A 23,422-nucleotide genomic window follows, 5' to 3' on the forward strand; every position below is an offset into this window, starting at 1 on the left:
CGTAACTCTCTAAGGCCGTTTTTCGCCGAGACGCTGTGCCAGGGCTTCGAGCCGGGAAGCATAGATGCGGATGAACTGGCCGCCAGCCCACAAGATTTTCTCAGCGTAGCCGACGGAAGGGGTGCCGGCCGCCTGGATTTTCTTCTCAAGGTACGAGTTGAGGGCCTCTGTGAAGCGTTTTTCGTTCTCGATCGAGTCAGCGATGAGGCTCTCCATCAGGCCGCGTTCGGAATAGCTGAACTCGCCTGGCGATTGCGTGGCGGCCAGCGCTTGGAAGCGAAATATCCGGTAATGTACGTGAGCCTGCATAAGCGCAGCTTTGCGGCTGTCGAAATCCGTCCCCCGCTCGAAGGCCTCAGCTGCTTGGAGGAGCGACGCAGCTGCAACCTGGGAATTTCTAAGGACTTCCGAGCGATCACGCGCCGCCGCGCGTTCGACCTTGCGGCGCTCGACGTAAAGAGCGCTCCACACCGCACCCATGACGCCGAGACCGATGCCGGCCAACGAGCCGAGGGCGTTAACGATGTCATCGGCTGCCACCTCCAACTTTACCGCGGCGAATGCGCCCACCATGATGCACGATGCCGTCGCCGCTCCGACGCAGCCCTCGATCATAGAATCTTTGTCCATCACCGCGCCCCCGCTGCTGGTGGAGGCGTTCATGGGGGATAACCCGTGGGACAGCAAGGAAGGGCATTATGACCGCCCTTCATCGTCCGCGCCGGGGGAGCTGGCGCGCTATGGCGAGGCGGTGGATATCGTCATTGGCAGCGGCAAGGCGAGCACGTCCTACCTGCAGCGCCAGATGCGGATCGGCTATAACGAGGCGGCGCGACTGATCGAGCGGATGGAGGCCGAGGGCGTCCTTTCGGCGCCGGATCATCTCGGCCGGCGCGAGTTGCTCGGCACCGCCTTCTCCGCTCGGGTTCGACTGCTCGACGATCCCGAGGATGTCACCGACGATTCGATGGCCCAGCTCGTCGAGCTCGAGGCTCGGCTCGATAGTGCGATCGAGCGGGCCGACAGCGACGCGGCCGATGTTGTGATGAAGCAGGCTTCGGCCCGGGTGCCGAGCGGCAGCGGCCCCTCTTATCGGCGGGTGGTTGACGACGTGCTGGCGTCGGGCCGGGCTTCGGTCACGACGCTCCAGCGTCGCATGGGCCTTGGTCCTGATGTCGCGGCAGGGTTCATTGCGCAGATGGAGGCGGACGGGATCGTCTCGGCCCCTGATGCGGTCGGCCTTCGTGAGGTGCTGCCGGCGGCGGCGCTGCTGCGGGCGGCGCTGCCAGAGCGGCCCGCGATGGCGACTATCATGCTGGCAGACGATGCGGCGGCCGATCCGCTCGCCGGGATCATGCCCGAGGTGGCGGCGGCGAGTGCGCGCGAGCAGGCCATTGCGCGGTCCGTGGAGGGCATGCTGGCGCGGGTCGAGCGGCAGGCGGGCCGATTCGACGGCGAGGCGCAGTCGGCCATCCGCCAGATCACCGAGCGGGCGCTGATGCTTCTGGCGCGGCGCGACGCGATCAACGCCGACATCCGCGACCTGTTCAGTTTTGCCAAGGATATTGGCTTCAACGTGCGCGGGCTGCGCGGCGCGATCGGGGACCTGCGCGAGCCCGAGGACGAACGCAAGCAGCGCGAGGCGCAGCGGGAAGCCTATCGCGGCGCTCTCGGCATCGAGGGGCCGGAGAACGTGGTGGAGATCGTGAAGCCGGCCGCGGCGGTGCCGGCGGCGGCCAAGCGGATCACGGCCAAAGAGAAGAATTACCAATCGACCCGCGCGCTGATCGCCGCGGGCCGGATCGCAGACGCTGGGTAGGAGAGACAGGGTGACGGGGGCGATAGCAGAGGCTGCGGGCGCGGACAGCGTGAGCGGGCGGTCGGTCATGATGTCGACGGTCGATTTCGGGGCGATGGCCTGGAAGGAACTGAACGACATGGGCAATGCCGAGCGCTTCGTGGCGCATGCGGCGGGGCGGATCATCCATGTCCGCGAGTGGGGCTGGGTTGCCTATGACGGGCAACGCTGGTCGACCGAGGATGGCGAGCGGCTCGCGACTCTGGTGGCGCACAAGGTGGCGCGCGGCGTGCGCGACGAGATCGATGCGCTGGCAGACATGCCCGAGGATGTCGCGAAGCGTCGGTTCGGCGAGTGGTGCACCGAGGAAATGCGCAAGGAGCGGGTGCAGCAGCTCTACAAGCATGCCGTGCAATCGGGGAATGCCGGGCGCACCAAGGCTATGCTCGACCAGGCCGGGGCGCTCGACACGCTCAACCGGCCGATGGACGCGTTCGACGTCGATCCGCTGTGCATCAATGTCGGCAACAAGACGCTGCGCCTGGTGCGTCGCGGCGTTCCCGACGAGTGGGAGCGGTATTGGCAGGTCGAGGACCGATCGCATGACGAGGCCGACCTGCTGACGCGCGTGGCGACCTGCGACTATGATCCCGACGCGAAGTGCCCGGAATGGGAAAAGCACCTCGCCGAATGCTTGCCCGATGAGGCGGTGCGCAAATATTTCCAGGTGCTGATGGGCTATGCCATGACGGGGCGCACCGACGAGCAGATCTTCGTGATGCTGCAGGGGCGCGGCGGCGACGGCAAGTCGACCACGATGAACGTGATCCGGATGATCCTGGGCGGTTATGCGATCGCTGCGGCGGTCGAGAGCTTCCTCGACACCGGCATCCGATCCGGCGCGGACGCCAGCCCCGACCTGATGCGCTTCGCGGGCGATACGCGGCTGATCTGCGTTGGCGAGCCGAAGCGGGGCGCGCGCCTGGCCGAGGAGCGGGTGAAGCAGTTCACCGGCGACAGCCCGATCCAGGCGCGGCCGATGTATGGCGATCTGATCGAATATGAGCCGCGCGGGCTGGTGGTGCTCGAATGCAACGCCAAGCCGCGCATTGCCGGCGACGACGACGGGATCTGGCGGCGCATCGTCGTCGTGATGTTCCCGCGCCAGTTCAAGGGCGATGCCATCGAGAAGGGGCGGAAACGCCGCCTGCTGGCCGAGGGGCCGGGCATCCTCAACTGGCTGCTCGAAGGGGCGCGGCAGTGGCTGGAGCGCGGCCTGGAGCCGCCGCAGAGCATCGTCGATGCGGTCGAGGAGTATCGCCGTTCGGCAAACCCTTTCGGCGAATGGCTCGCCACGCGCGTCGACACCAGTGATCCGAACGCGCGATGCGGATCGAAGGCGCTGTACGACGATTACAAGGCGTTCTGCGAGGCCGATGGCATCGGCGATCGCGACATCATGAACAGCACCGCGTTCGGGCGCGCGCTTGGCGATCGGCAGATCAGCGTCGGCGGCAAGGATGGCAAGGGCGCCAAGTGGCGTCGCGGGGCCAAGCTGCGCGATGCGAGTGCGCTGCTCGACGGCGGCGCAGGCGGCATCGGCGTGGGCTTGGGCGACGACTTCGAACCGGCCTGACGGACAGTTAACGGACAGTTGAACCGGACTGTCCGTGGTTTCAGAAAGCGGCGCCGCAAAGGTGGAAAGTGGTGGAAAAGTCAATAGGGCAAATGGGGTGAAATGGCGGTGAGAACTGTCTGTCTGTCCGTAAACTGTCCGTCGCTGTAGGCCGCAGAATTCCGCCGATCACGGACAGTACGGATAGTACGGACGGTTTCACCAAGACTTCCCTATGCCGGTGCGAGCGCATGCGTGGCAATGGGATAACTGTCCGACTGTCCGTATTATAACTACAAGGATTTAGAGAATGGAATATTGGTGGACCTTTGAGGCTGTGCAGGAGCGTTTGATTGAGGCGATGGGCTTCCTCGATCGCGTGTCGGGCGGCGGGCGCAACCCCTATGCCAGCGACGGGCCGTGGAGCCAGATCGTGCGCGATCGGCTTGTCGACTATGTCGATGTCGATGCGCTGCGCGAGCAGGGCGCCCGGCCGCGCGGCGGGCTCAATGCGGGCGAGGTCGACCGGATGGAAGAGGCGCTCGACTGGATCAAGCATGTTCCGGTGCGGGGCGCGCATCGCAAGCTGGTGGGCGTGGTGGTGCAGCAGCTGCTGAACGGTGGAAGCCAGGTGCGGTGGGATGAGGTGAAGCTGCGCCTGCGCTCCAAGGACAGCCCGGAGGCGCTGCGCAAGGGCTATTCGCGGTCGATCACCCGGATCGCCGAGCGGCTGAATGGTGGCAAGTGATTGATATTCTAGCGTCAAACGGAAAATCGACAGCGGCGAAAATAATAGGTGTCCGCTTCGAGGGTCATTTGGGCTTATAGCTCGCTACGCTCGGGGCATCCGCATGCGGACACGTCGAGCATCCTCTCCTGAACCTTCACCGCGCCCGCATCGTCCCCATTCGATGCGGGCGCGGTGCGTTGTGGGCCATGTCATGGGCAAGCTTGCACGCCTGCCTTCGATGCTGGCCGCACTGCCGCCCAGGCTGGCGTCCGCGGCGGTCGATCGGAAGGATCGGGATCGCCAGCGTGACGATCAGGCATGGCGCAAGCGGTACAAGACGGCGCGGTGGCAGAAGCTTCGCTGGTCGGTGCTGGTGCGGGACCTGTTCACCTGCCGATGGCCGGGCTGCGGCAAGGTTGAGGCTGACACGTCGAAGCTCGTCGCGGATCACCGCAAGGCGCACCGCGGCGACGAGGCGCTGTTCTGGGATGACACGAACCTCTGGACCCTCTGCAAGACGTGCCACGACAGCCGGAAACAACGGCAGGAGCATGCGGAGCGAGCGCGCGGAGGCTGAGAGGGGGGGCGGGTCGAAAGTCTAGGACCCCCTCGGCCCCTAGACCGCATCCGATCCCATTTGGAGATTTTTTCTTGGACGATCGATATTTCGACCTGCTCGGGGATGAGGTCCCGCCGGAGCATACGGGTCGCGGTCGGCCCCCGCATGTCGTCACGCACGAAAAACGCTTGAAAGTCATGCTGTTGCTGGCACTCGAAAAAACCGAGGACGAAGTAGCGGCGGCGATCGGGATCTCGGGGCCGACATTGCGGAAGCATTATTTTCGTCAGCTGAAGGTTCGTGGTGACGCCCGACTGCGGCTCGATGGCGAGATCATGGCGGCGCTGGCGCGCGAAGCTGCCGGCGGAAACGTCGGTGCGCTCAAGGCGCTAACTGCCATGCTCGACAAGCACGATCAGGTGAAGCTGGCGAAGACGGTGAGCAATCGCCAGTCAGCGCAACCTGCCCCTCCACCGCTCGGCAAAAAGGAAAAGGCCAAGGCTGCCGCGGGACAGGTCGGGGGCAAATTTGCGCCGCCGCCGCAACCGCGACTGATGAACTGAGGTGGCGTATCAGCTGACCTGGTCGACAGCGTGTGTCGACTGGGAAGAACGAATCGTCGATCGGCGCTCGCTGATCCCGCTCGATCCCTTGTTTCCGCACGAAGCTGAGGCGGCACTTGCGGTCTTCAAGTCGCTCCGTATCGTGGACGTGCCCGGGCAGCCGACCCTCGGCGAAGCATGCGAACAGTTCGTGTTCGACTTCGTCGCCGCGATCTTCGGGGCCTATGACGCCGACAATGCTCGTCGGTTGATCACCGAGTTCTTCCTGCTGATCAGCAAGAAGAACGCGAAATCGACGATCGCCGCGGGGATCATGATCACCGCGCTGATCCGCAACTGGCGTCACTCGGCGGCGTTGCTAGTCTTGGCGCCGACCAAGGTGATCGCCGACAACGTCTTCGTTCCTGCGATGGGGATGGTGCGGCTCGATCCTGAGCTGAGCGAGCTGCTCAAGGTGGTCGAGCACCTGCGGACCATTCGACACCTTGTTACCCAGGCCGAATTGAAGGTGGTCGCGGCGGACACGGAAACGGTGGGCGGCCAAAAAGCAGCGTTCGTGCTGGTCGAGGAGCTTTGGCTGTTCGGCAAGCGGCACAACGCTGCAAGCATGTTGATGGAGGCGACGGGCGGGCAGGTGTCCCGTCCAGAGGGCTTCACCGTATATCTGAGCACTCACAGCGATGAAGCGCCTGCTGGCGTCTTCAAAGACAAACTCCAGGCCTTCCGGAATGTTCGCGATGGCGAGATCGTTGATCCTCGCAAGCTCGGCATGCTGTACGAATGGCCTGACGCGATGCTTGAGTCGGACGCCTATCTCGATCCGCGAAATTTCTATGTGACCAATCCGAACCTTGGTCGATCAGTGGACGAGCTGTGGTTAACTGAGAAGCTGGCGGAGGCACTACGCGGCGATGGCGAGGGCAAGCAGGTCTTCCTCGCCAAACACTTGAACGTCGAGATCGGGCTCCGGCTTGGCCGCGACCGCTGGCGCGGCGCGGATCATTGGGAGGCGGCCCATGCGCCCGAACTGGTCAGCCTCGACGAGCTGCTCGCGCGGGCCGAAGTGGCGACGGTGGGGATCGATGGCGGCGGGCTCGACGATCTGTTCGGGTTCTGCATCATCGGCCGCTGCAAGGTTACGAAGCGCTGGATGGTCTGGGTCAGGGCTTGGGCGCATCGGTCGGTGCTGGAACTACGCAAGGAAATCGCACCGCGGCTGCTCGATTTCGCCAAGGATGGCGATCTGGTGCTGATCGAGGAGCCTGATCAGGATCTCCGCGAGGTCGCGGACCTGATCGTCATGCTCCACGGTGCGGGGCTGCTGCCCGACGAATATGGAGTTGGAGTCGATCCTGCAGGGATCACGGCGCTGATCGACGAGGTGATGGGCCGGCCGGAACTGGCCGGGCTCGATAAGCTGATGGTGCCGGTGGCGCAGGGCTATCGGCTGTCGCCCAACATCTGGGGGGCGGAACGAAGGTTGAGTAGCGGGGCAATGGTCCATTGCGGTCAGCCGCTGCTGGCATGGTCCGTCGGCAACGCGAAAGCCGAGCAGCGCGGCAGCGCGGTAGTCATCGAGAAGGCAACAGCAGGCAAGGCGAAGATCGACCCGCTGATCGCGATGTTGAACGCCTTCCATCTGATGAGCAGGAATCCGGAAGCAGTCGGTCCCTCGGTCTACGGGGAACGCGGCTTGCTGATCATGTGAGGGCCGAATGAGGATCTGGAATATGTTCCGCGGCCGCCCCGACGCGGGGCCATCCGCGCCCGCCTGGCCGATGGCTGCGAACAGCATGTCGATCGCCAGTACGCCCGAGCAGATCGCGGAGTTTCTGCGCGATGGCGGCGGGGCCGAAACGAAGAGCGGAGAGTTCGTCACTCCACAATCGGCGATGGGGATCGCGGCCGTCTATCGGTGCGTAACGCTGATCAGCGGGGCGGTGGCGACGATGCCGCTTCACCTGAAACGCCGGATCGACGAGCGCACTCGGGAAGATGCTTCGGATCATCCGCTGTGGACGGTGCTGCGCCGACGGCCGAACCGCTGGCAGACGCCGTCGCAATTCAAGCGGCAACTGCAGTCGCAGGCGCTGCTGCGCGGCCGCGGTTATGCGATGAAGGTCCGGAGCGGGAACCGCATCATCGGCCTGATCCCGCTCCATCCTGACCGGGTGCGGACGGAGCAGATCGCCGACTATTCACTGGAGCATGTCTACACGAAGAGGGACGGCGGCCAGATCACAATCCCGCAGCGAGATATGTTCCACCTGGTGGGCATGTCGCTTGACGGTGTCGCGGGTCTTTCGGTGCTGGGCTGCGCCCGGGAGACGATCGGTTCGGCTATCGCGATGCGCACGCACGGCGCCGGACTGTTCAAGAACGGCACGAATTTAGGCGGGGTGCTTAGCCACCCCAGCAAGCTCGGCAAGGATGGGGTGGAGACGCTCCAGGCGAGCCTGGAGAATTACCGAGGCTCTGAGAACGCCGGCAAAAATCTGGTGCTCGAAGAAGGGATGACGTTCGAACGGCTTGGCATGACGAACGTGGACGCCGAGTTCGTGGCGTCCCGAGCGTTCGAGGACAAGCACATCTACATGTTCTTCGGGGTGCCGCCGCATATGGCCGGCGATACTACGGGTAGCACGAGCTGGGGCTCTGGTATCGAAATGCAGACCCTCGGCTTTCAGGCTTACACGCTCGAAGACTGGCTCACGACGTGGGAAGAAACGATCACGCGCGATTGCCTTGAGGATGATGATCCCAAGGTGTTTCCTTGGTTCAACCGGGCGGCCGCCGTGAAGAACGACATCAAGACCCGCACCGCGGCTTACAGCGCGGGTCGGGCCGGGGGTTGGCTGTCCAAGAACGACATCCGTGCTCTCGAAAACCTCAATCCGATCGAGGGTGGCGACGATTACAACGCGCCGCTCAATTCCAATGTCACGCCCAGCAGCTCCTCGGAGGAATCTCCCGATGATCAACGGAAGCAATAGGCGCGTCTTCGCGCGCGAGCGCCCCGGCGCCGTGCATGTGCCTGGCGATCGTAAGGTGTCGGCTTTCACGCCGGCCAGTGTGATTGACCGCTGGAATGCCGAAGCCGCCGGCGTGCGCGCGGTTGCCGGCGGTGACAATGTCATTACGATGTTCGACATCATCGGCGAGGATTGGTGGACCGGTGGCGGCGTCACGGCGAAGAAACTGACAGCCCAGCTCCGCGCGATCGGCGAGCGCCCAGTCGAGGTGCAGATCAATTCGCTCGGCGGGGACATGTTCGAAGGCCTGGCGTGTTACAACGTCCTGCGCGAGCACCCGCAGCCGATCACCGTCAAGATCATGGGCATGGCGGCATCGGCGGCCTCGATCATCGCTATGGCGGGCGATACCATCCAGATCGGCGCGGCGTCGTTCCTCATGATCCATAATTGCTGGGTTGTCGCGGCCGGCAATCGTCACGAGTTCCGCGAGGTCGCGGACTGGATGGAGCCGTTCGATCGTGCGATGTCCGATGTCTACGCCGCGCGAACCGGGCAAAAGCAGCCTGAGATCGCCGGGTGGATGGATGCCGAAACCTACATGTCGGGCAGCCTCGCTATCGAGCGCGGCTTCGCCGACGAGCTGCTTCCGGCCGATCAGATCTCCACCGACAATGATGCTAAGGCCAGCGATCGTCTGGTCAACGACCTGAGGGCGATGGAGCTGACGCTCGTCGCCAGCGGGATGACGCGCAGCGACGCGCGCGCTCGCATATCGAAGATCAAGGGCACGCCAGGCGCTGCCCCTGAACCCGCCACGCCCGGCGCTGGCGAACCCGAATGGCTTGGCGCTGCCGCCGAGCTTCTCAAGACCCTACGCTCCTAGAAAGGAAGCAACATGAAGACCGACTATATCCTCGGCCTCGCCGGGGCGACGGCGCTTGCCTCGGCTCCGCGCGCTGTGATGGCCCGCCCGCGTGCCGACGCCACCACTGATCCGAAGCTTCTCTTCGAGCAGCTCAATGCGGCCGTTACCGCAATGCGCGATAAGGTCGACGCCACTGGCAAGAAGGTCGATGGCCTCGATCTCGAAGAGATCAACAAGATCAACGCCACCGTCGGTGAGCTGCAGAAGTCGCTCGACACGGCCAACGAGCAGATCGCCGCGCTCAAGCTCGGCGGCCCTGGCGACAGCAAGATGTCAGCGAAGGACAAGGAACATGTCGCCGCGTTCAATGACTTCACCCGCGCGGGCAAGGTCGAGGCCCGTGGCGCCACCTTCTCCGATCCCGATGGGGGCTTTCTGACGCCGAAGCAGGTCGACACTTCAATCTCGCGGATACTCGGCAAGACGGTCGCGATGCGGCGCCTCGCCACGGTCATGTCGATCTCGGGCGACACCTATGTGAAGCACAAGGGCCTGGGCGGCGCTGCGTCGGGCTGGACCGGAGAAGGAGACTCGCGCAACGAGACCAACACGCCACAGCTGGCACGTCTGGAGTTCGAAACTGGCGAACTTTATGCTGAGCCGGCTGCTACGCAGAAGTTCCTCGACGATTCGGTCGCAGACGTCGAGAGCTGGTATGCCGAAGAGGTGGGCATCGAGTTCGCTGAGAAGGAAGGCGCTGCGTTCGTCAGCGGCGATGGTACCAAAAAGCCGCGCGGCTTCCTGTCCTACACACCGGTTGCCAATGCTTCCTATGCCTGGGGCAAGGTCGGCTACGTCAAGACCGGCGGCGCAACTGGCTTCCAAGTGGCGTCCAGTTCGGTGAACCCTGCTGATTGTCTGATCGACCTCGTCCACGGCCTAAAATCCGGCTACCGCCAAAGCGCGTCGTTCCTCATGAACGATCTCACGCTTGCGGAAGCTCGCAAGCTGAAGGACAGCGAGGGTCGCTGGATTTGGCAGCCGTCGCTGCAGGTGGACAAGCCCGAGCTGCTGCTCGGCAAGGGAGTCGACACCGACGACAACATGCCGGACATCGGCGCCGGCGCGTTCCCGATCGCCTTTGCCGATTTCGCTCGCGCATACCTGATCGTGGAGCGGCTCGGCCTGCGCGTACTGCGCAACCCCTACAAAACTAACGGCGTGGTGTTCTTCTACACCACGAAGCGGGTCGGCGGCGGTCTGCAGAACTTCGAGGCGATCAAGCTTCTTAAGGTCTCGGCCTAACCGCTCGGGGCGGGCCATCGGCTCGCCCCATTACGTTCGGCGATCCGTCCGAGCGCCCAGGGATCGGCCTAGGCCGCATCCGCAATTTACAGGTGATCCATGAAGGATATTTACAGCCGCGTCTCTGTGGCCCGCGCAATCGCGCCGGTCTCCGATGGCGACAATACCGCCCTCGTGTCGGCAATCATCGACATGCAGGGTTTTCACAGCCTCCTGTTCATCATCGCGGCCGGCTCGCTCGCCGATGTCGATGCAACCTTTACGGTGCTGGTGGAGGACGGCGATGTCGCCAACCTCTCGGACGCCGCAGCGGTTGCCGATGGCTTCCTGCGCGGCACCGAAGCGGATGCATCGTTCACGTTCGCCGACGACAATGTCGTCAAGAAGATCGGCTATGTCGGCAACAAGCGTTATGTCCGCCTGACCGTCACGCCTGCGAACAACGCCTCGGCGGCACTATTCAGCGCGATCGCTGTCCAGGGTGACGCCGAACTGCAGCCGGTCGCCTAAGCAACATTGAGGCGGAGGCAGTTATGGCTTTGATCTCGCTCGCGTTGGCGAAGGCCTGGTTGCGGGTCACAAACAGCGCGGAGGATGCGACGATCGAGGGCCTGATCGCCTCCGTCTCAAGCCATATGGAAAACGAGTATGGCGTGATCGTCGATCGCGTCGCGGAGAAGATTTGGACGTTCGATCAGTTCAAGTCGTTCATGGTGTTGACCGGCGTGCCGGTCGATCGCGAAGGCCTGGTGCTCACGTATATCGATCCCGCCGGCGACGAGCAGGTGCACGCCGGGGTGCGAGCGACGCTGTTTGGGAAGCATGTCCGGCTGCTGCCGGCGATCGGCGCGAGCTGGCCGGCGACGGCAGCGGGCGGGGCCATCATTACCGTCACCGCGGCGGCGGGGTGGGTAGATGATGCGGACGTGCCCGCCGACGTCGTCACTGCGGCGCGTCTCGGGCTGGCCACCTGGTATGACGATCGCACCGCGCCATTTCCTAAGAGTGCCTGCGAGCTGCTCGAAGCTTATCGGCTGCGGCGCGTCTGATGGCGCGGACGGGCTCGATCATCAAGGCGGAGGATCTCGACACGTTGATCCGCCTCGAAGCGCAGTATCCGGTCGCGGATACGGTCTACCGGACGCAAGACGAGGTCGAATGGACGCTCGTCGAGGAAATATGGGCGCAGGTGCGCGATGTACTGCCGAGCAAGGGCGAGCAGATCGATGGCTCGATCGAGCAGGCACGGCGGCCGGCGCGGATAAGGATGCGGTGGCGGGACGATATCGACGGCAGCATGCGTGTCGTCGTCGATGGTCGCGTGATGCAGATCATATCGGGACCGGCGATGATGGGTCGCCGCGAGGGGACCGAGATCATCGCCGAGGAATATTCGACGCCGGGTTCGCCGGTCGAGGTGGAGGGCTGATATGAGCGACAGAGAAGCTTGCGTGAAGATCGTCAGCGATGGTTCGCCTGCAGGAACCCGCGTTCTGGCGATGCCAGGCGAAGTGCCGCTGGACGGCGCGGTTGTCGCGATCAACTGGTCGATCGGCGTCGATCAGATCGGCACGGCCGAGGTGACCTTGGGTTATTTTCCGGTCGAGGTGGAAGGCCGGCTCGCGGTCAAGATGCGGCACCCCGTAACGGGGGAACTGAAAACCGTGTCGCAGATAGGTTTCAGCGATGGCGAGGCTTGGGAGCCGGATCAGGTCGCGGGCTGATGGCTGGAGAGATCGAGGGGCTCCGCGAGCTGGATGCGTTGCTCGCGGCCCTGCCCGACAACCTCATCAACAAGGTGCTGCGCGGCGCGGCCAAGGAAGGGGCGAAGGTTATAGCCGCCGAGGCAGCCCTGCTCGTCCCGGTCGAGCATGGCGACACGCGCGAGTCGATCGGGGTTGGCAGCTCGCGCGTGAACCGGGACGGCACGGTGAGCTGCCGGATCAGGACGAAAGGGCCGGGCGCCTACAAGGCACCCTGGCTGGAATGGGGAACCGCGGCGCATCTGATCAGTGTGCCCGAGGAACAGCTGCCCGATGCGAGCACCAGCAAGGGCGTCTTCAAGATGAGCATCCGCGCGGTCAACCGGGCGGCTCGGCGAGGCAGCCTGATCATCGACGGCAAGTTCGTCGATGCGGTCCATCATCCCGGCGCGCGGCCGCACCCTTTCATGGGGCAGGCGCTGGAAAACAAGCGCGCGGAGGCCGTCGCTGCGGCGGCGAGCTACATCCGCGCAAGATTGAACAAGGCCGGGCTTGCAGCACCGGCCCCTGCCGAGGACGCGCAATGAGCGACGTTGCCATCGCATGCTATGTGCTGGCCGAGTCATCGAGCGTCACGGCGCGCGTCCCGATCGATAGGATCATCGGCGGAGATCTACCGCTGGAGATCGGCCTGCCGGCAATCGGGATCAAGACGGTCACGATCAACTATGACGATTATCTTGCCGATGCGCCCGAGCGCCGCGCGCGTGCCCGCACGCGGGTAACGGTGCACGGCCGCACGCTTACAGACGTGAAGGAGATCCTGCTGCTCTGCCGGCAGGCGCTCGGGCGGTCGATCGTCACGGTTCCGGGTTTCACGATGGTGGCGATCGCCGTGGGGCCGACCGGGCCGGACATGACGATCCCCGGCCCCAAGATACGCTATCAATCACAGGATTTCATGATCGGGTTCAACGAACCGACCCGATCCGAATAGCTTTGCCAGTCACAGGCAAATATCCGCCCGCGTCCCGACAATGGGCCGCGGGCCTTTTCTTGAGCAAAGGAAATAAGCATGAGCGGTATTGAAGCTGCGGCAGGCTCTAGAGTCTATGTGGTCGCGAATGCCCCCGCAACATTCGATGCGGCCGGCTATGCTGCGCTGACCAAGGTGCTGGTCGGCTTGGTCGGCTCCGTCCCTGAAATCGGCGACGAGTTCGAGCTGGCGACGTTCAAGACGCTCGCCGGTACGACCGAGAAGGACAAGGGCGGCAGCGATAGCGGCGGCATCACGATCCCCATTGCGCTGGCGGTAGACGACGCCGGCCAGATCATCCTCGATACGGCGGCGGCCGGGCGCGGCAAGATATCATTCTGCGTCCTGACGCGCTCGGGTATCGCCTTCTGGAATTATGGCCTGGCAATGAGTTTCAAGACCACGATCGGCGGCGGCGGAACCGATGTTATCACCAAGAACGCGGTGATGCAGTTCACGAAGACGTGGGTGCAGGTCAACCCGGCCTGATCCTGAGATCCGGCCGCGTTCCATGCGGCCGGTGAACGTGCCGGCCTGTTCTTTCGGGTGGAGCAGGCCGGCGCCCAACCCGTCACCCGAGCACCCGAACACCCGAGGAGATTTTGCATGTTCGACATGAATACGCTCGCCGTGGCGGAAACCGGCTTCCTGCATTTGAAGGGGCCGAAGAACGCCCTGCTGTACCTCGGCGAAAAGAAAGTTGGCATCACGCTGTGGAGCCCTGGATCGGCCGAGTTTGCCCAGGCCGAGGCCGACAATGAGAATGAGGTGCTGGCGCTAGCCCGTGAAAATGGCGGCAGGGCCGATGAGACGCCGGCCCAGAAGGCCGAGCGTGAAGCGCGCCTGTTCGCCAAGATCACGAAGAGCTTCGACAACTGGACCTATACCCCGAAGGGCGGGGCGAAGCTGACTGGAGCTGAGTTGTTCCGGGCCGCCTATGCGGATCGGTCGATCGGCTTCATTCTGCAGCAGGTGAAGACCAAGCATGGCGACTGGGGCCTTTTTACGAACGGCTCGGCCGAGAGCTGAGCCTGTATGTGCGGCACCTCGCCTGGTTGGGCGCGGTGCCGCGCGACAAGGATGCGGCAGGGGTGTCGACCAAAGCGCCACTGCTGACGCGTCTGGAACGGGACAAGAAGCAGGGCATCGTCCATGACATGCCGCCCTGCCCATCACAGTTCCTGGTCTCCTATCTGATGGAGATCGGGCCGATGGAGATCTCGGGAGAAAGCAAGCTCCCGATCAGCCATCGCGAGATCCACTATTGGCAGCAAAACAGCGGGGTGAGATTGTCGCCGTGGCAGTCGAAGCTGCTGCGCCGGCTCTCAGCCGAGTTCGTCGCCGAAAGCCGGCGAGCTGAAGATCCCGACTGTGTATCGCCGCTCGGCAAGGCACCCGCGAAAGCGGATCTCGCGCTGGTCGATCGGCAGGTCGAGGCGATGCTGTCGCTGATCGCGGTGAAGGCTTAGCGGCCCGCTGCCATGAATGATTACGGGATTGTCCCAGCGGCGGCTTCGGCCGCCGTTTTTATTGGAGCTGTGCGATGAACCAGGGAGTTGCAGACGCCGGCACCCTGTCGGCCAGCTTTCAGCTGAAATATGACCAACTCGTCAGTTCGGTGAACGATGTTCGTTCGCTGATGGGCGACATGCAAAAGACGGTCTCGCTCACCACGAGCCTGATGGTCCGCGAGAATAACAGTGTCGAGAAGTCGGCGCTTAGCCTAGCCCGGCAAATCGAGGCGCAGGCCGACAGCTTCGGCATGTCGGCGGCGGCGGCCCGCGCGTACCAGGCCGAGGTCAAGGCCGGAGCTGCCGCTGCGGCAGGTTACGACGGTGCGGCGGCGAAGATCAGGGAAGCTGCGCAACGCCTATATGATCTCGAATATGCCGCGATGCGATCGGCGAAGGCCGAAGCCGAGGCGGCCGCTGAGGCGAAGGCTGCCGCCCAGATCGAAGCGGAGGCGGTTCGCGCTGCGGCTGCGGCGCACGCGCTGTTTGAGGCCAAGGTTCGGCAGGGCGCCGCGGCGTTGCGGGAGATGGAGGCCGCCGAGAAGGCGAGCGCGATGCAGGCGCAGGCCGAGGCGGTCCGTTCTGCTGCAGCTGCGCATCAGCTGTTCGAGGCGCGCGTCCGCCAGGGCGTGACCGCGATGCGCGAACAGGATGTCGCCGCCGCGAAGGATGCCGCCGCGCTGGAACGGCTGCGCGAGATGATCGATCCGGCCGCGGCTGCCCAGGATCGCCTCAATCACGAGCTGGCAGAAGCCGCGCGGATAATGATTGCGGCCGGGCATGGTTCGGCGGATCTGGCCCGCGCTCAGGGGCTTCTGACCGAGCGCAGCAAAGGCGTTGTCGGCAGCAGCGGCGCGATGAAATCCGGCATGCAGCAGCTGTCGTTCCAGTTGAACGATGTGGCGGTCGGCTTCGCGGCAGGCACGCCGCCGATGGTGATCTTCGCGCAGCAAGGCGGCCAGGTCATCCAAGCGATGCAGCTGATGTCCGGGGAATCGAAGGGACTGCTCGGCTTCCTTGGCGGCCCATGGGGTATGGTGCTGACCAGCGCGCTTGTCGTGCTGTCTCCCTTCGTCGGCAAGCTCTTCGAGGGTGGTGAGGCGGCCAAGGCGCAGGAAGAGGCGCTGAAGGAACAGGCCAAGGCCATCGCCGACCTCGATCAGATTACCGGCGCTGGCAACAAGACGCAGGCGCAGAGAGTCGCCATCGGCGTTGCGGCGGCGAAGGCCGCGCTCGAAGCGGCGCAGGCCACGCGGCAGCAGACCAAGGCCGAGCTTGAGCGGATGCTCGCCATCGCCAATGCGCCCGTCATCAATGCACCGCGTGGTGAGGGTGCCAATGCTGGTGCGGCACTGGCGCAAGACATCGCGCGTTCGAGTGCTGTCAGTCTCCAGAAGCTGCTCGATCAGACCAATGCGAGCATCGTGAAGAATGAGCGCTCGCTGCGTGCGTCCGACATCCCCGGTATGATGGCGAAGATCACCGCCATGACCGATAAGAACTCGGCGGCGACACAGCGCCTTACCGATGCCCAGACGCTGCTCAAGCAGGCCTATAGCCGTGGTGACATCGGGCAAGCCGAGTTCATCCGTCGCGGCCTCGATCTGCAGCACCAGCTCGATGCCGTCGCCAACTCGGGCAAGCTCGCCGCTGCCGCGCAGCGTGAGCACAACAAGGATGTGCGCGACGGCGTCCGGGCTGAGAAGGAATATGAAAAGTCGCTGCTCGGTCGTATCCAGTCCGGCACGTTCCTCGGGCAATTCACCAGCGCGATGGACAAGAATCCGATCGTCAACGACAACGATATCTTCAAGGGCCTGCCAACCGATCTCAGCGCACAGATGAAAGAGATCGAGGACGCGCGCGCGGGGATCGAGCGCCTCGCCGAAGCCGAGAAGCAGTTCAATCTCGATCAGTTGCACGAGCAGCTCGAATTAACGGCGCATCTTTCGGACTCGCTCGGCGAGAGCCTGTCCGCTGCGTTCGGCAAGGGCGGTGCGGCGCTGGGCAGTATGGTCAAGATCCTGGGCGATTATGGCAAGCGGCAGCAGGCGATCGACGAGCAGACGCAGGATGCCGCCGTCCGCAAGAAGCTCCATGACGATGAGCAGCTGACCTCGATGCTCGACCTGACCGGGGCGGCCAAGGGGCTCTTCAAGGAACATAGCACCGGTTATAAGGCCATGGCTGCCGCCGAGAAGGCCCTGACGATCGTCCAAGTGGCGCGCACCGCTGTTGCCGTCGCTGAGGGTGCGGCGAACATGTTCGCCTCTGCGGGGCCGCTCGGGTTCCCACTTGTCGCCGCGATGCTCGGCGTCATGGCGTCGCTCGGCTTTTCGGGGGGCGGTTCGTCGGCCACGGCGCGATCGACGAATGAAGGCAAGGGCACCGTCTTCGGTGCCAGCTCTGCGAAGAGCGACAGCATCAAGCGTTCGCTGGATTTCCTTGGGGATCTCGACGGCCAGATGCTGGTCTATTCGCGCGAGATGGCGGCGAGCCTCAAGAATATCGAGAGCCAGATCGGCGGCGTGACCAATCTCGTGCTGCGCAATGGGCTGGACGATGTCAGCGGCAAGATGAACGTGCAGACGGGCTATGACGCGACGATTGGTAAGAACCTGTCGAACCTGATCCTCGGCGGCGTGCCCGGTCTGATCGTTGGTCCGCTGCTGGCGAAGATCCCGGTGATCGGCGACATCCTCGGCATCGCGCAGAAGCTGCTCGGCGGACTGTTCGGTACCAAGACGAAAGTCGTCGGCTCGGGCATTTACGGCGCCCCGCAATCGCTCGGCGACATCGATAGTATGGGTTTCGATGGACAGACATTCGCGGATATCCAGAAGAAGAAGAAGGTCTTCGGCCTGACGTCGTCGACCAAATATTCGACGCAATATGGAGCGCTCGACGACACGATCTCCGCGCAGTTCGGGCAGCTGCTGCTCAGCTTCGGCGATACGATAAAGCTAGCGGCGGGTCCGCTGGGCGTAGACCTCGACAGCATCAGCACGCGGCTCGACGGGTTCGTCGTCGATATCGGCAAGATCGACCTAGACGGTCTGTCGGGCGACGAGATCCAGAAGAAACTGGAAGCGGTGTTCGGCGCACAAGCCGACAAGATGGCGCAATATGCCGTCAGCGGGCTCGATAAGTTTCAGAAGGTCGGCGAAGGCTATTTCGAGACGCTGGTGCGCGTCGCCGGCACCGTCGACACGGTCACGACGTCTCTCACCCAGCTGGGACTTGCCAGCGCGTCGCTCGGTATCGATGCGAGCATGTCGATCGCGGGTTTCTTCGACAGCGCGTCTTCCTACGCCAGCGCGGCCAACAGTTATTTCGAGACCTATTACAGCGATGCCGAACAGGCCGCCGCGAAGACGGCGCAGCTGGGCAACGTGTTCACGGCGCTGGGCATCACGATGCCGGATACCATCGCGTCGTTCCGGTCGCTCGTCGAGGCGCAGGACCTGACCACGGCGGCGGGGCAGCAAACATATGCATCGCTGATACAGCTCGCGCCGGCCTTCGCCGAGATTGCTAGCGGGGCGCGAAATGCGGCATCGGCCGCGGGGATCTTGCGAGAGCGCAACGATCTGGAGCGGCAGCTGCTCGAGCTGAACGGTGACACGGCCAAGCTGCGGGAGCTGGACCTCGCCGCGGTCGATCCTACCAACCGCGCGGTGCTTGAGCAGATCCAGGCGAAGCAGGATCAGATCGCGGCCGAACAGGCGGCGCAGGCAGCCTCCCAAGCCGCCCAACAGGCTGCCCAGCAGGCGGCGGCCGAGGCGCAGAGGCAGGCCGAGGAGGCGGTGCGCGCTGCAGAGCAGCTACGCAATGCGTGGACGTCGATCGCCGACAGCATCATGGATGAGGTGAAGCGCATTCGCGGAGAGAGCGCGACCGGCGGCCAGAACTTTGCGCAGCTGCAGGGGTCCTTCAATGCGGCGTCGATCGCTGCTCGTCTCGGCGATCAGGATGCGGCCAAGAGCCTGCCGGGCCTATCGAAGTCTCTGCTCGATGTCGCGGCGGGTGTTGCGACGAGCCGCCAGGAGCTGGCGCGCGTGCAGGCGCTGACTGCGGCTAGCCTCGAACAGACCTATCGCACGATATCGGCGGTGACAGGATCTGCCGGCACCGCGGGTGCGAGCAGCGCTGTCGAGGCGCAGGCCTGGTGGCAGAGCTATGCCAGCATGTCGGCATCAACGGCGGGCACGCCGGCCAACGATGCGCTAATCGAAGAGGTGAAGGCGTTGCGGCAGGAGATAGCGGGGATGCGCGGCGACAGCGCCGACATCGCCGAACAGATGATCGCGCCGCTGAAAGAGGTGGAGCAGGTTCTGCGTAAGGCACAGCAGGCGGGCGGCGGCACCGCCTTGGCGGTGGAGGTTGCGGCATGAAGCTGCTGCGGTCCGTTCCGATCACCGACGTCAATTTGGCCGACAGCAGTGTTGCCGAAACCGACCATGCCGCCTGGGCGATCGGCACGACCTATGCGTCGGGTGTCCGTGTCATCAAGGGCCATCGGGTATGGCTGTCGCTCGCCGGTGGGAATGTCGCCCACGATCCGGTCGCCGACGCCGGTGTCCATTGGTTCGACGAAGGCCCGACGAACCGATGGGCAATGTTCGACGGCCTCCGCAACACCCGGACGGTCGCGACGGGATCGATCGAGATTGAGATCACTCCCGGCAGGGTCAGCACGCTGGCGGTTGTGGATACTGACGCGCGATCGGTTACCGTTGAGATGACCGTTGGCGGTGTGGTGGTCTATAGCCGAACCCAATCGCTCAACAGCGGCGGTACCGCGATCACGAACTGGTGGCTCTATTGGAATGAGCCGATCGGGCGGCGGACGGCGGTCATTTTCGAGGATCTACCGCTTTACCCGACCGCTACCATAGCGGTGACCATTGCGGCTGGCGCCGAGGATGCGCCGGTCTCGGCAGGTGTGTTCGTAGTCGGTCGACCCCGCAGCCTGGGCATCACTGAAACGGGTGTCGAGTTGGAACTGAACGACTTCAGCAAGATCACTTTTGATGAGTTCGGCGACCTGGAAGAAGTCATCCGCCGTGGTTTCTCGGACAATGTTCGCTTGCGGGTGAAGATACCGGCTGGCGGCACTGAAGCTATCCGAGCGGTATTGAAGCAATATCGCGGCGTGCCGGTGCTCTGGTATGACGAGACGGGGATCGAGAGCCTGATCGTGTTCGGCTTCTTCCGGTCCGCCATAACAACGTTGGATCTGCGGACGCTAAGCTATCTCCGGCTTGAAATCGCCGGCCTCAACCAAAGCTAAAGGGACAGGATCGCATGACGATTCCGACTGTGACGCCGATCGCGCCGCCGCCATTGCGGGGCGATGCGGAGGATGATTTCATCGACGACGCCGACACCTTCGTCTCCAGCTTTCCAACGCTGGCGACCGAGTTCAACGCGTCGATCGCCGGGATCAATGCCGCCGTCGTGGCCGTGGAGGCGGCCGCGCTAACAGCGGTGAACGCGCCGGGAACCTCGGCAACGAGCACGACGAGCAACGATATCGGTACGGGAACGAAGAGCTGGGGCATCCAGACCGGCAAGGCGCTGGTGTCGGGCATGTTCCTGACAATCGCGCGCACCAGCGCGCCGGGAAACTGGATGCATGGCAGCGTCCAGACCTATAACAGCGGCACCGGCGCGCTGGTGATGAGCATTACCAAGTTCCGCGGCTCGGGCACCGGGATCATAGACTGGACGCTTAGCCTGGCGCCGCCGATCGACTTCGTTCCCGCCACGGCCGCTGACATATGGGACGGCTCTTCTGATGATGTTGCCGTGACGCCTGCTGCCATGCTCGCGGCGGGTGTTAGCGTGGGCGTCGCCGATGCCGCGACCATCACGCTCGACCTCGCAGCGGGGGAGAGTTTCCACCTGAGCAGCACGATGGCGGGGAACCGCACAATCGCAAACCCCACCGGAATGGCGGCCAAGATCGGCAAATGGATACAGTTCAAGATCCCGGCAGGCGGGTACGCGCCCGCGTTCGCGAGCTATTGGGATTTCGGCGCGTTCGTCCCTGCCTTCTCGGGCGATCCCACAAAGGCAGACATCGTGACGGCCTATGTCCGTAGCGCCACGAAGCTTGAGGCTCGCCTCAGCAAGGGCTTCGGTCTCTGATGCGCGGCGCGATCATGGCCGCATCGGGCGCACTTCCCGCCGCGCTGACCATTTTTGCGGGTCCGGCGATCAATCGGAGCAGCCGGCCTGAGTTTCAGCCGAACATCGACTCGGCCGCCTACCCTGGAGACATATTGATCTGCCTCGGCGACGTGCCGCCCTTCCCAACATCTGGGGCGGGATCGGTTTGGCAAGGTGATGGTCGTGTAAGGTGGCAGGTGTTGACCGCCGCTACCATGTCGGTGAACTTGTACCGCCCCAGTCTGTCGCAATGGTTTCAAGTGGTCGTTTTGCGCAACGTCGCATCGATCGTGCGGCGTGTACTCGCAAGCGCGTATTTGAACACTATAATCCCAGGCTACGCGAAGAGCGCCAATCATGTCGGCATGCTCATGTACACTGCGATCGATCCAGCCTCTATCGAAGCGGTTCCGCCGGTCTATGTCGGGTCCACTTATATCGACTCTCTCGTCCGATATTATGGCGGCGGTTCGGTCGATACGCTGAACTTGCACAGCTACTTCAACCCTGCGCGGCCGACCTATCCCGATAACACGACGTTCAAGGTTGGCGCGAAGGCCAGCTGGCAGACGGATTTTGCCGCATATGAATGCATCGGAGGCTGACCAGATGGCTTTTGCACGAAAGATAGAAGGCGAGTGGGTCGAGATCTTCGGAGGCTTCACCGATGCGGAGGGAGTCCAACACCCGCTCGGCTGGTGCGACAGTGCTTCACCCGAGCAGCTCGCGGCGGTTGGGGCGGCCGAGATCGAGGAGCCGGGGCCGGCACCGTCCGAAGTGCAGGTTATCGGAATGGCGTTGAGCGGCACCACGAGCCCGGTGCGCGTGTGGACGACGGTCCCATTCGATCTCGCGGATCTGCGCAGCACACAGATCGCGCGGGTGAATGAGGGCGCGGGCGCGTTCCGTCGCCGCTTCATCACCGACGTTTCCGGCCAGCAGGCGACCTATCTGGACAAGGAGGTGGAGGCTAAGGCCTGGGCGCTGGGCGCCGATGCGGCGGACTTCCCCTATCTGGCGGCCGAGGCTGATGCGTCGGGGGTGCCGATCGCCGACATCGCCGCGCTGGTGCTGGCCACGGCGGCGACGTGGCGTGCGCTGAATGCGAAGATCGAAGGCCGGCGCCGAGGTGCCATCGTCGCTATCGAGGATGAAGGAGCAACGGCCGAGGCCATCATCGCAGCTGCTGCGATAGATTGGGACGCGCTGCTCGTCTGAGCTGGCCTTGATAGAGCCTGTGTTTTTTCGCCTGCTTGGCATCAGCCCGGCGGGTTTTTCATGTCGGGGGTTACGAATGGCCGATGCGGGTGGCGTGTCTGGGGGCGAGGCTGCGGCCGTAGTGACGGCATCGGGCATTTTGCTCGGCACACTCGGTAAGGGGTTCGTCTGGGTGTTTCGACAGCGAAAGGGTCGCATCACCCATCTTGAGGCGAGAGTCGAGGAACTGGCCGGCAAGCAGAACGACTATGTGCGGCAGGTCGATTGCCTGGTGAGCGTCTGTTTCTTGCTGGTCGACGACATCGGGCAGCATCGCCCGGATGCGCCCGTGATTGGCCACGCCAAGGCGTTGATCGGGTCGACCTTTCCCGACCTGTTGAAGCGTGCCTTTCCGGTTTCGCCGCCCTCTCGCGGGATGGTGGAGACGATCCTTCGCGCCAAGTGAAAGGCCCGCCGTCACATGTGACGACGGGCCTCTAGCGAGCTGCCCAAGCCTCGGGGGGGATGAGGCTGCAGCTCGATATTTCTCAACCATCGAAATCGACGGAGGTTCCTATGCCGACAGCATCGCTGGCGTGGATGGCTTATGCGCTCACCCTGATCGGGGTCCGTGAGGTGCCGGGGCCGGGCAACAGCACGGTCATCGCGGGATGGCTCAAGAGCCTTAAGGCGTGGTGGTATGACGACGCGACGCCCTGGTGCGGCGTGTTCGTTGCTCACGTCATGCAGAAGGCTGGGAAGCCCCTGCCGAAGCATTGGTATCGCGCCAAGGGATGGCTGGAGTGGGGGCAGGCCTGCGCGCCGGTGTACGGCGCCGTGGGCGTGCTCGACCGCGAGGGCGGCGGGCATGTGATCCTCATCACCAAGGCGTCCAAGCGCTTCGTCTGGGGCGTGGGCGGAAACCAGCGCGATCAGGTTGGCGAGGGCAAGTTCGATCGCGGTCGGGTGCTTGGCTTCCGCTGGCCGGCCGATCTGCCGCTGCCGGCTCCGGAGCCACTCGTCGCCGACGCCGGCGGGGCGCTTTCGACCAACGAAGCCTGACACCCATTTTCCAAAGGAGAAAGACGATGAAGATCAGCCTGAAGAAGCTCGGCCGCTGGGCACTGGCGCGTTCGAAGGAAAAGACCACGTACAGCGGCCTTGCGCTCGTCGCGGCGGCGGTGGGACTGCCGAAGGCCGCCAGCACCATCACCGCGATCGGCGACGCTGCGCAGGCGATCGGCCTGACGTCGCCGGCCGGCGCGCTGACCGGCGCGGGTATCGCCGCGGCGGTGGCCGCCAAGGTGATCGGCGTCGGCCTCGCCGCCGCCAGCACCAAGCCGCACGACGCCGGCTGACACGCGCCTGGACTCATCCCGAAGGGAATTGAC

The 23,422-nt window shown here is 64.0% G+C and carries 27 protein-coding genes and 1 pseudogene; 27 read left to right on the forward strand and 1 reads right to left on the reverse strand.

The genetic code is table 11. The features are described 5' to 3' along the window. Positions 1-9: 9 nt before the first annotated feature. Entirely contained in the window at positions 10-663 is a 654-nt protein-coding gene (locus AC1DQK_RS07845; protein ID WP_477869083.1) for a hypothetical protein, read from the reverse strand. A gap of 64 nt (positions 664-727) precedes the next feature. Between AC1DQK_RS07845 and AC1DQK_RS07850 the strand changes: the two are divergent. From AC1DQK_RS07850 to AC1DQK_RS07980, 27 genes and pseudogenes are all read left to right on the forward strand, one after another. Further along, a pseudogene (locus AC1DQK_RS07850) lies at positions 728-904 on the forward strand (DNA translocase FtsK); the annotation flags it as partial. Between the two features lie 141 nt (positions 905-1,045). Further along, on the forward strand, positions 1,046-1,819 hold the full coding sequence (locus AC1DQK_RS07855; protein WP_477869282.1) for a DNA translocase FtsK: 774 nt from the start codon (positions 1,046-1,048) through the stop codon (positions 1,817-1,819). Positions 1,820-1,829: 10 nt separating this feature from the next. Then, positions 1,830-3,434: a DNA primase family protein gene (locus AC1DQK_RS07860; RefSeq protein ID WP_477869085.1), complete on the forward strand. Its 1,605-nt coding sequence runs from the start codon at positions 1,830-1,832 to the stop codon at positions 3,432-3,434. 289 nt (positions 3,435-3,723) lie between these two features. Then, entirely contained in the window at positions 3,724-4,161 is a 438-nt protein-coding gene (locus AC1DQK_RS07865; RefSeq protein WP_477869087.1) for a hypothetical protein, read from the forward strand. Between the two features lie 193 nt (positions 4,162-4,354). Then, positions 4,355-4,720, forward strand: a complete 366-nt coding sequence (locus tag AC1DQK_RS07870; RefSeq protein ID WP_477869089.1) for an HNH endonuclease — start codon at positions 4,355-4,357, stop codon at positions 4,718-4,720. Between the two features lie 179 nt (positions 4,721-4,899). Then, positions 4,900-5,265 carry a hypothetical protein gene (locus tag AC1DQK_RS07875; protein ID WP_477869091.1) on the forward strand — a complete coding sequence of 122 codons (366 nt, stop codon included), beginning with the start codon at positions 4,900-4,902 and terminating at the stop codon, positions 5,263-5,265. Between the two features lies 1 nt (position 5,266). After that, entirely contained in the window at positions 5,267-6,973 is a 1,707-nt protein-coding gene (locus AC1DQK_RS07880; protein WP_477869093.1) for a terminase large subunit, read from the forward strand. Between the two features lie 22 nt (positions 6,974-6,995). Next, entirely contained in the window at positions 6,996-8,258 is a 1,263-nt protein-coding gene (locus tag AC1DQK_RS07885) for a phage portal protein (RefSeq protein ID WP_477869095.1), read from the forward strand. Next, positions 8,239-9,123 (forward strand): head maturation protease, ClpP-related, encoded by an 885-nt coding sequence (locus AC1DQK_RS07890; protein ID WP_477869097.1) that lies wholly within the window; start codon positions 8,239-8,241, stop codon positions 9,121-9,123. The genes AC1DQK_RS07885 and AC1DQK_RS07890 overlap by 20 nt, the downstream gene beginning before the upstream one ends. A 12-nt stretch (positions 9,124-9,135) precedes the next feature. Further along, positions 9,136-10,410 carry a phage major capsid protein gene (locus AC1DQK_RS07895; RefSeq protein WP_477869099.1) on the forward strand — a complete coding sequence of 425 codons (1,275 nt, stop codon included), beginning with the start codon at positions 9,136-9,138 and terminating at the stop codon, positions 10,408-10,410. A gap of 99 nt (positions 10,411-10,509) precedes the next feature. Next, positions 10,510-10,920: a hypothetical protein gene (locus tag AC1DQK_RS07900; RefSeq protein WP_477869101.1), complete on the forward strand. Its 411-nt coding sequence runs from the start codon at positions 10,510-10,512 to the stop codon at positions 10,918-10,920. A gap of 23 nt (positions 10,921-10,943) precedes the next feature. Beyond that, the gene (locus tag AC1DQK_RS07905; protein ID WP_477869103.1) at positions 10,944-11,459 is read left to right on the forward strand and encodes a head-tail connector protein; all 516 of its coding nucleotides are present in this window, start codon (positions 10,944-10,946) and stop codon (positions 11,457-11,459) included. Further along, the gene (locus AC1DQK_RS07910; protein WP_477869105.1) at positions 11,459-11,839 is read left to right on the forward strand and encodes a head-tail adaptor protein; all 381 of its coding nucleotides are present in this window, start codon (positions 11,459-11,461) and stop codon (positions 11,837-11,839) included. The genes AC1DQK_RS07905 and AC1DQK_RS07910 overlap by 1 nt, the downstream gene beginning before the upstream one ends. 1 nt (position 11,840) lies before the next feature. Continuing rightward, positions 11,841-12,134 (forward strand): hypothetical protein, encoded by a 294-nt coding sequence (locus tag AC1DQK_RS07915; RefSeq protein WP_477869107.1) that lies wholly within the window; start codon positions 11,841-11,843, stop codon positions 12,132-12,134. After that, positions 12,134-12,700 carry an HK97-gp10 family putative phage morphogenesis protein gene (locus AC1DQK_RS07920; protein ID WP_477869109.1) on the forward strand — a complete coding sequence of 189 codons (567 nt, stop codon included), beginning with the start codon at positions 12,134-12,136 and terminating at the stop codon, positions 12,698-12,700. Before AC1DQK_RS07915 ends, AC1DQK_RS07920 begins: the two co-directional genes overlap by 1 nt. Then, the gene (locus AC1DQK_RS07925; protein WP_477869111.1) at positions 12,697-13,110 is read left to right on the forward strand and encodes a hypothetical protein; all 414 of its coding nucleotides are present in this window, start codon (positions 12,697-12,699) and stop codon (positions 13,108-13,110) included. The genes AC1DQK_RS07920 and AC1DQK_RS07925 overlap by 4 nt, the downstream gene beginning before the upstream one ends. Before the next feature lie 78 nt (positions 13,111-13,188). Further along, positions 13,189-13,638 (forward strand): hypothetical protein, encoded by a 450-nt coding sequence (locus AC1DQK_RS07930; protein WP_477869113.1) that lies wholly within the window; start codon positions 13,189-13,191, stop codon positions 13,636-13,638. A gap of 117 nt (positions 13,639-13,755) precedes the next feature. Next, entirely contained in the window at positions 13,756-14,178 is a 423-nt protein-coding gene (locus AC1DQK_RS07935; RefSeq protein WP_477869115.1) for a hypothetical protein, read from the forward strand. Positions 14,179-14,186: 8 nt separating this feature from the next. Next, positions 14,187-14,618: a phage tail assembly chaperone gene (locus AC1DQK_RS07940; protein ID WP_477869117.1), complete on the forward strand. Its 432-nt coding sequence runs from the start codon at positions 14,187-14,189 to the stop codon at positions 14,616-14,618. Positions 14,619-14,692: 74 nt separating this feature from the next. Further along, positions 14,693-19,054 (forward strand): hypothetical protein, encoded by a 4,362-nt coding sequence (locus tag AC1DQK_RS07945; protein ID WP_477869119.1) that lies wholly within the window; start codon positions 14,693-14,695, stop codon positions 19,052-19,054. Further along, on the forward strand, positions 19,051-19,953 hold the full coding sequence (locus tag AC1DQK_RS07950; RefSeq protein ID WP_477869121.1) for a hypothetical protein: 903 nt from the start codon (positions 19,051-19,053) through the stop codon (positions 19,951-19,953). Before AC1DQK_RS07945 ends, AC1DQK_RS07950 begins: the two co-directional genes overlap by 4 nt. Before the next feature lie 14 nt (positions 19,954-19,967). Continuing rightward, positions 19,968-20,813: a hypothetical protein gene (locus AC1DQK_RS07955; protein ID WP_477869123.1), complete on the forward strand. Its 846-nt coding sequence runs from the start codon at positions 19,968-19,970 to the stop codon at positions 20,811-20,813. Beyond that, positions 20,813-21,439 (forward strand): hypothetical protein, encoded by a 627-nt coding sequence (locus tag AC1DQK_RS07960; RefSeq protein ID WP_477869125.1) that lies wholly within the window; start codon positions 20,813-20,815, stop codon positions 21,437-21,439. The genes AC1DQK_RS07955 and AC1DQK_RS07960 overlap by 1 nt, the downstream gene beginning before the upstream one ends. Before the next feature lie 4 nt (positions 21,440-21,443). After that, the gene (locus AC1DQK_RS07965; protein ID WP_477869127.1) at positions 21,444-22,052 is read left to right on the forward strand and encodes a hypothetical protein; all 609 of its coding nucleotides are present in this window, start codon (positions 21,444-21,446) and stop codon (positions 22,050-22,052) included. A gap of 76 nt (positions 22,053-22,128) precedes the next feature. Further along, positions 22,129-22,497, forward strand: a complete 369-nt coding sequence (locus AC1DQK_RS07970) for a hypothetical protein (RefSeq protein ID WP_477869129.1) — start codon at positions 22,129-22,131, stop codon at positions 22,495-22,497. A 110-nt stretch (positions 22,498-22,607) separates the two neighbouring features. Further along, the gene (locus AC1DQK_RS07975; RefSeq protein ID WP_477869131.1) at positions 22,608-23,093 is read left to right on the forward strand and encodes a TIGR02594 family protein; all 486 of its coding nucleotides are present in this window, start codon (positions 22,608-22,610) and stop codon (positions 23,091-23,093) included. A gap of 26 nt (positions 23,094-23,119) precedes the next feature. After that, positions 23,120-23,389 (forward strand): hypothetical protein, encoded by a 270-nt coding sequence (locus AC1DQK_RS07980; RefSeq protein ID WP_477869133.1) that lies wholly within the window; start codon positions 23,120-23,122, stop codon positions 23,387-23,389. Positions 23,390-23,422: the final 33 nt, after the last annotated feature.

It is taken from the genome of Rhizorhabdus sp. P4_G5 (assembly GCF_056401065.1).

Coding starts and splice junctions, on each gene's coding strand:
- AC1DQK_RS07885 (WP_477869095.1), top strand. CDS start 6,996: ATGTTCCGCGGCCGCCCCGACGCGGGGCCATCCGCGCCCGCCTGGCCG.
- AC1DQK_RS07900 (WP_477869101.1), top strand. CDS start 10,510: ATGAAGGATATTTACAGCCGCGTCTCTGTGGCCCGCGCAATCGCGCCG.
- AC1DQK_RS07855 (WP_477869282.1), top strand. CDS start 1,046: ATGAAGCAGGCTTCGGCCCGGGTGCCGAGCGGCAGCGGCCCCTCTTAT.
- AC1DQK_RS07925 (WP_477869111.1), top strand. CDS start 12,697: ATGAGCGACGTTGCCATCGCATGCTATGTGCTGGCCGAGTCATCGAGC.
- AC1DQK_RS07845 (WP_477869083.1), bottom strand. CDS start 663: ATGAACGCCTCCACCAGCAGCGGGGGCGCGGTGATGGACAAAGATTCT.
- AC1DQK_RS07890 (WP_477869097.1), top strand. CDS start 8,239: ATGATCAACGGAAGCAATAGGCGCGTCTTCGCGCGCGAGCGCCCCGGC.
- AC1DQK_RS07920 (WP_477869109.1), top strand. CDS start 12,134: ATGGCTGGAGAGATCGAGGGGCTCCGCGAGCTGGATGCGTTGCTCGCG.
- AC1DQK_RS07970 (WP_477869129.1), top strand. CDS start 22,129: ATGGCCGATGCGGGTGGCGTGTCTGGGGGCGAGGCTGCGGCCGTAGTG.
- AC1DQK_RS07965 (WP_477869127.1), top strand. CDS start 21,444: ATGGCTTTTGCACGAAAGATAGAAGGCGAGTGGGTCGAGATCTTCGGA.
- AC1DQK_RS07950 (WP_477869121.1), top strand. CDS start 19,051: ATGAAGCTGCTGCGGTCCGTTCCGATCACCGACGTCAATTTGGCCGAC.
- AC1DQK_RS07960 (WP_477869125.1), top strand. CDS start 20,813: ATGCGCGGCGCGATCATGGCCGCATCGGGCGCACTTCCCGCCGCGCTG.
- AC1DQK_RS07905 (WP_477869103.1), top strand. CDS start 10,944: ATGGCTTTGATCTCGCTCGCGTTGGCGAAGGCCTGGTTGCGGGTCACA.
- AC1DQK_RS07935 (WP_477869115.1), top strand. CDS start 13,756: ATGTTCGACATGAATACGCTCGCCGTGGCGGAAACCGGCTTCCTGCAT.
- AC1DQK_RS07945 (WP_477869119.1), top strand. CDS start 14,693: ATGAACCAGGGAGTTGCAGACGCCGGCACCCTGTCGGCCAGCTTTCAG.
- AC1DQK_RS07980 (WP_477869133.1), top strand. CDS start 23,120: ATGAAGATCAGCCTGAAGAAGCTCGGCCGCTGGGCACTGGCGCGTTCG.
- AC1DQK_RS07870 (WP_477869089.1), top strand. CDS start 4,355: ATGGGCAAGCTTGCACGCCTGCCTTCGATGCTGGCCGCACTGCCGCCC.
- AC1DQK_RS07875 (WP_477869091.1), top strand. CDS start 4,900: ATGCTGTTGCTGGCACTCGAAAAAACCGAGGACGAAGTAGCGGCGGCG.
- AC1DQK_RS07955 (WP_477869123.1), top strand. CDS start 19,968: ATGACGATTCCGACTGTGACGCCGATCGCGCCGCCGCCATTGCGGGGC.
- AC1DQK_RS07895 (WP_477869099.1), top strand. CDS start 9,136: ATGAAGACCGACTATATCCTCGGCCTCGCCGGGGCGACGGCGCTTGCC.
- AC1DQK_RS07915 (WP_477869107.1), top strand. CDS start 11,841: ATGAGCGACAGAGAAGCTTGCGTGAAGATCGTCAGCGATGGTTCGCCT.
- AC1DQK_RS07975 (WP_477869131.1), top strand. CDS start 22,608: ATGCCGACAGCATCGCTGGCGTGGATGGCTTATGCGCTCACCCTGATC.
- AC1DQK_RS07910 (WP_477869105.1), top strand. CDS start 11,459: ATGGCGCGGACGGGCTCGATCATCAAGGCGGAGGATCTCGACACGTTG.
- AC1DQK_RS07930 (WP_477869113.1), top strand. CDS start 13,189: ATGAGCGGTATTGAAGCTGCGGCAGGCTCTAGAGTCTATGTGGTCGCG.
- AC1DQK_RS07865 (WP_477869087.1), top strand. CDS start 3,724: ATGGAATATTGGTGGACCTTTGAGGCTGTGCAGGAGCGTTTGATTGAG.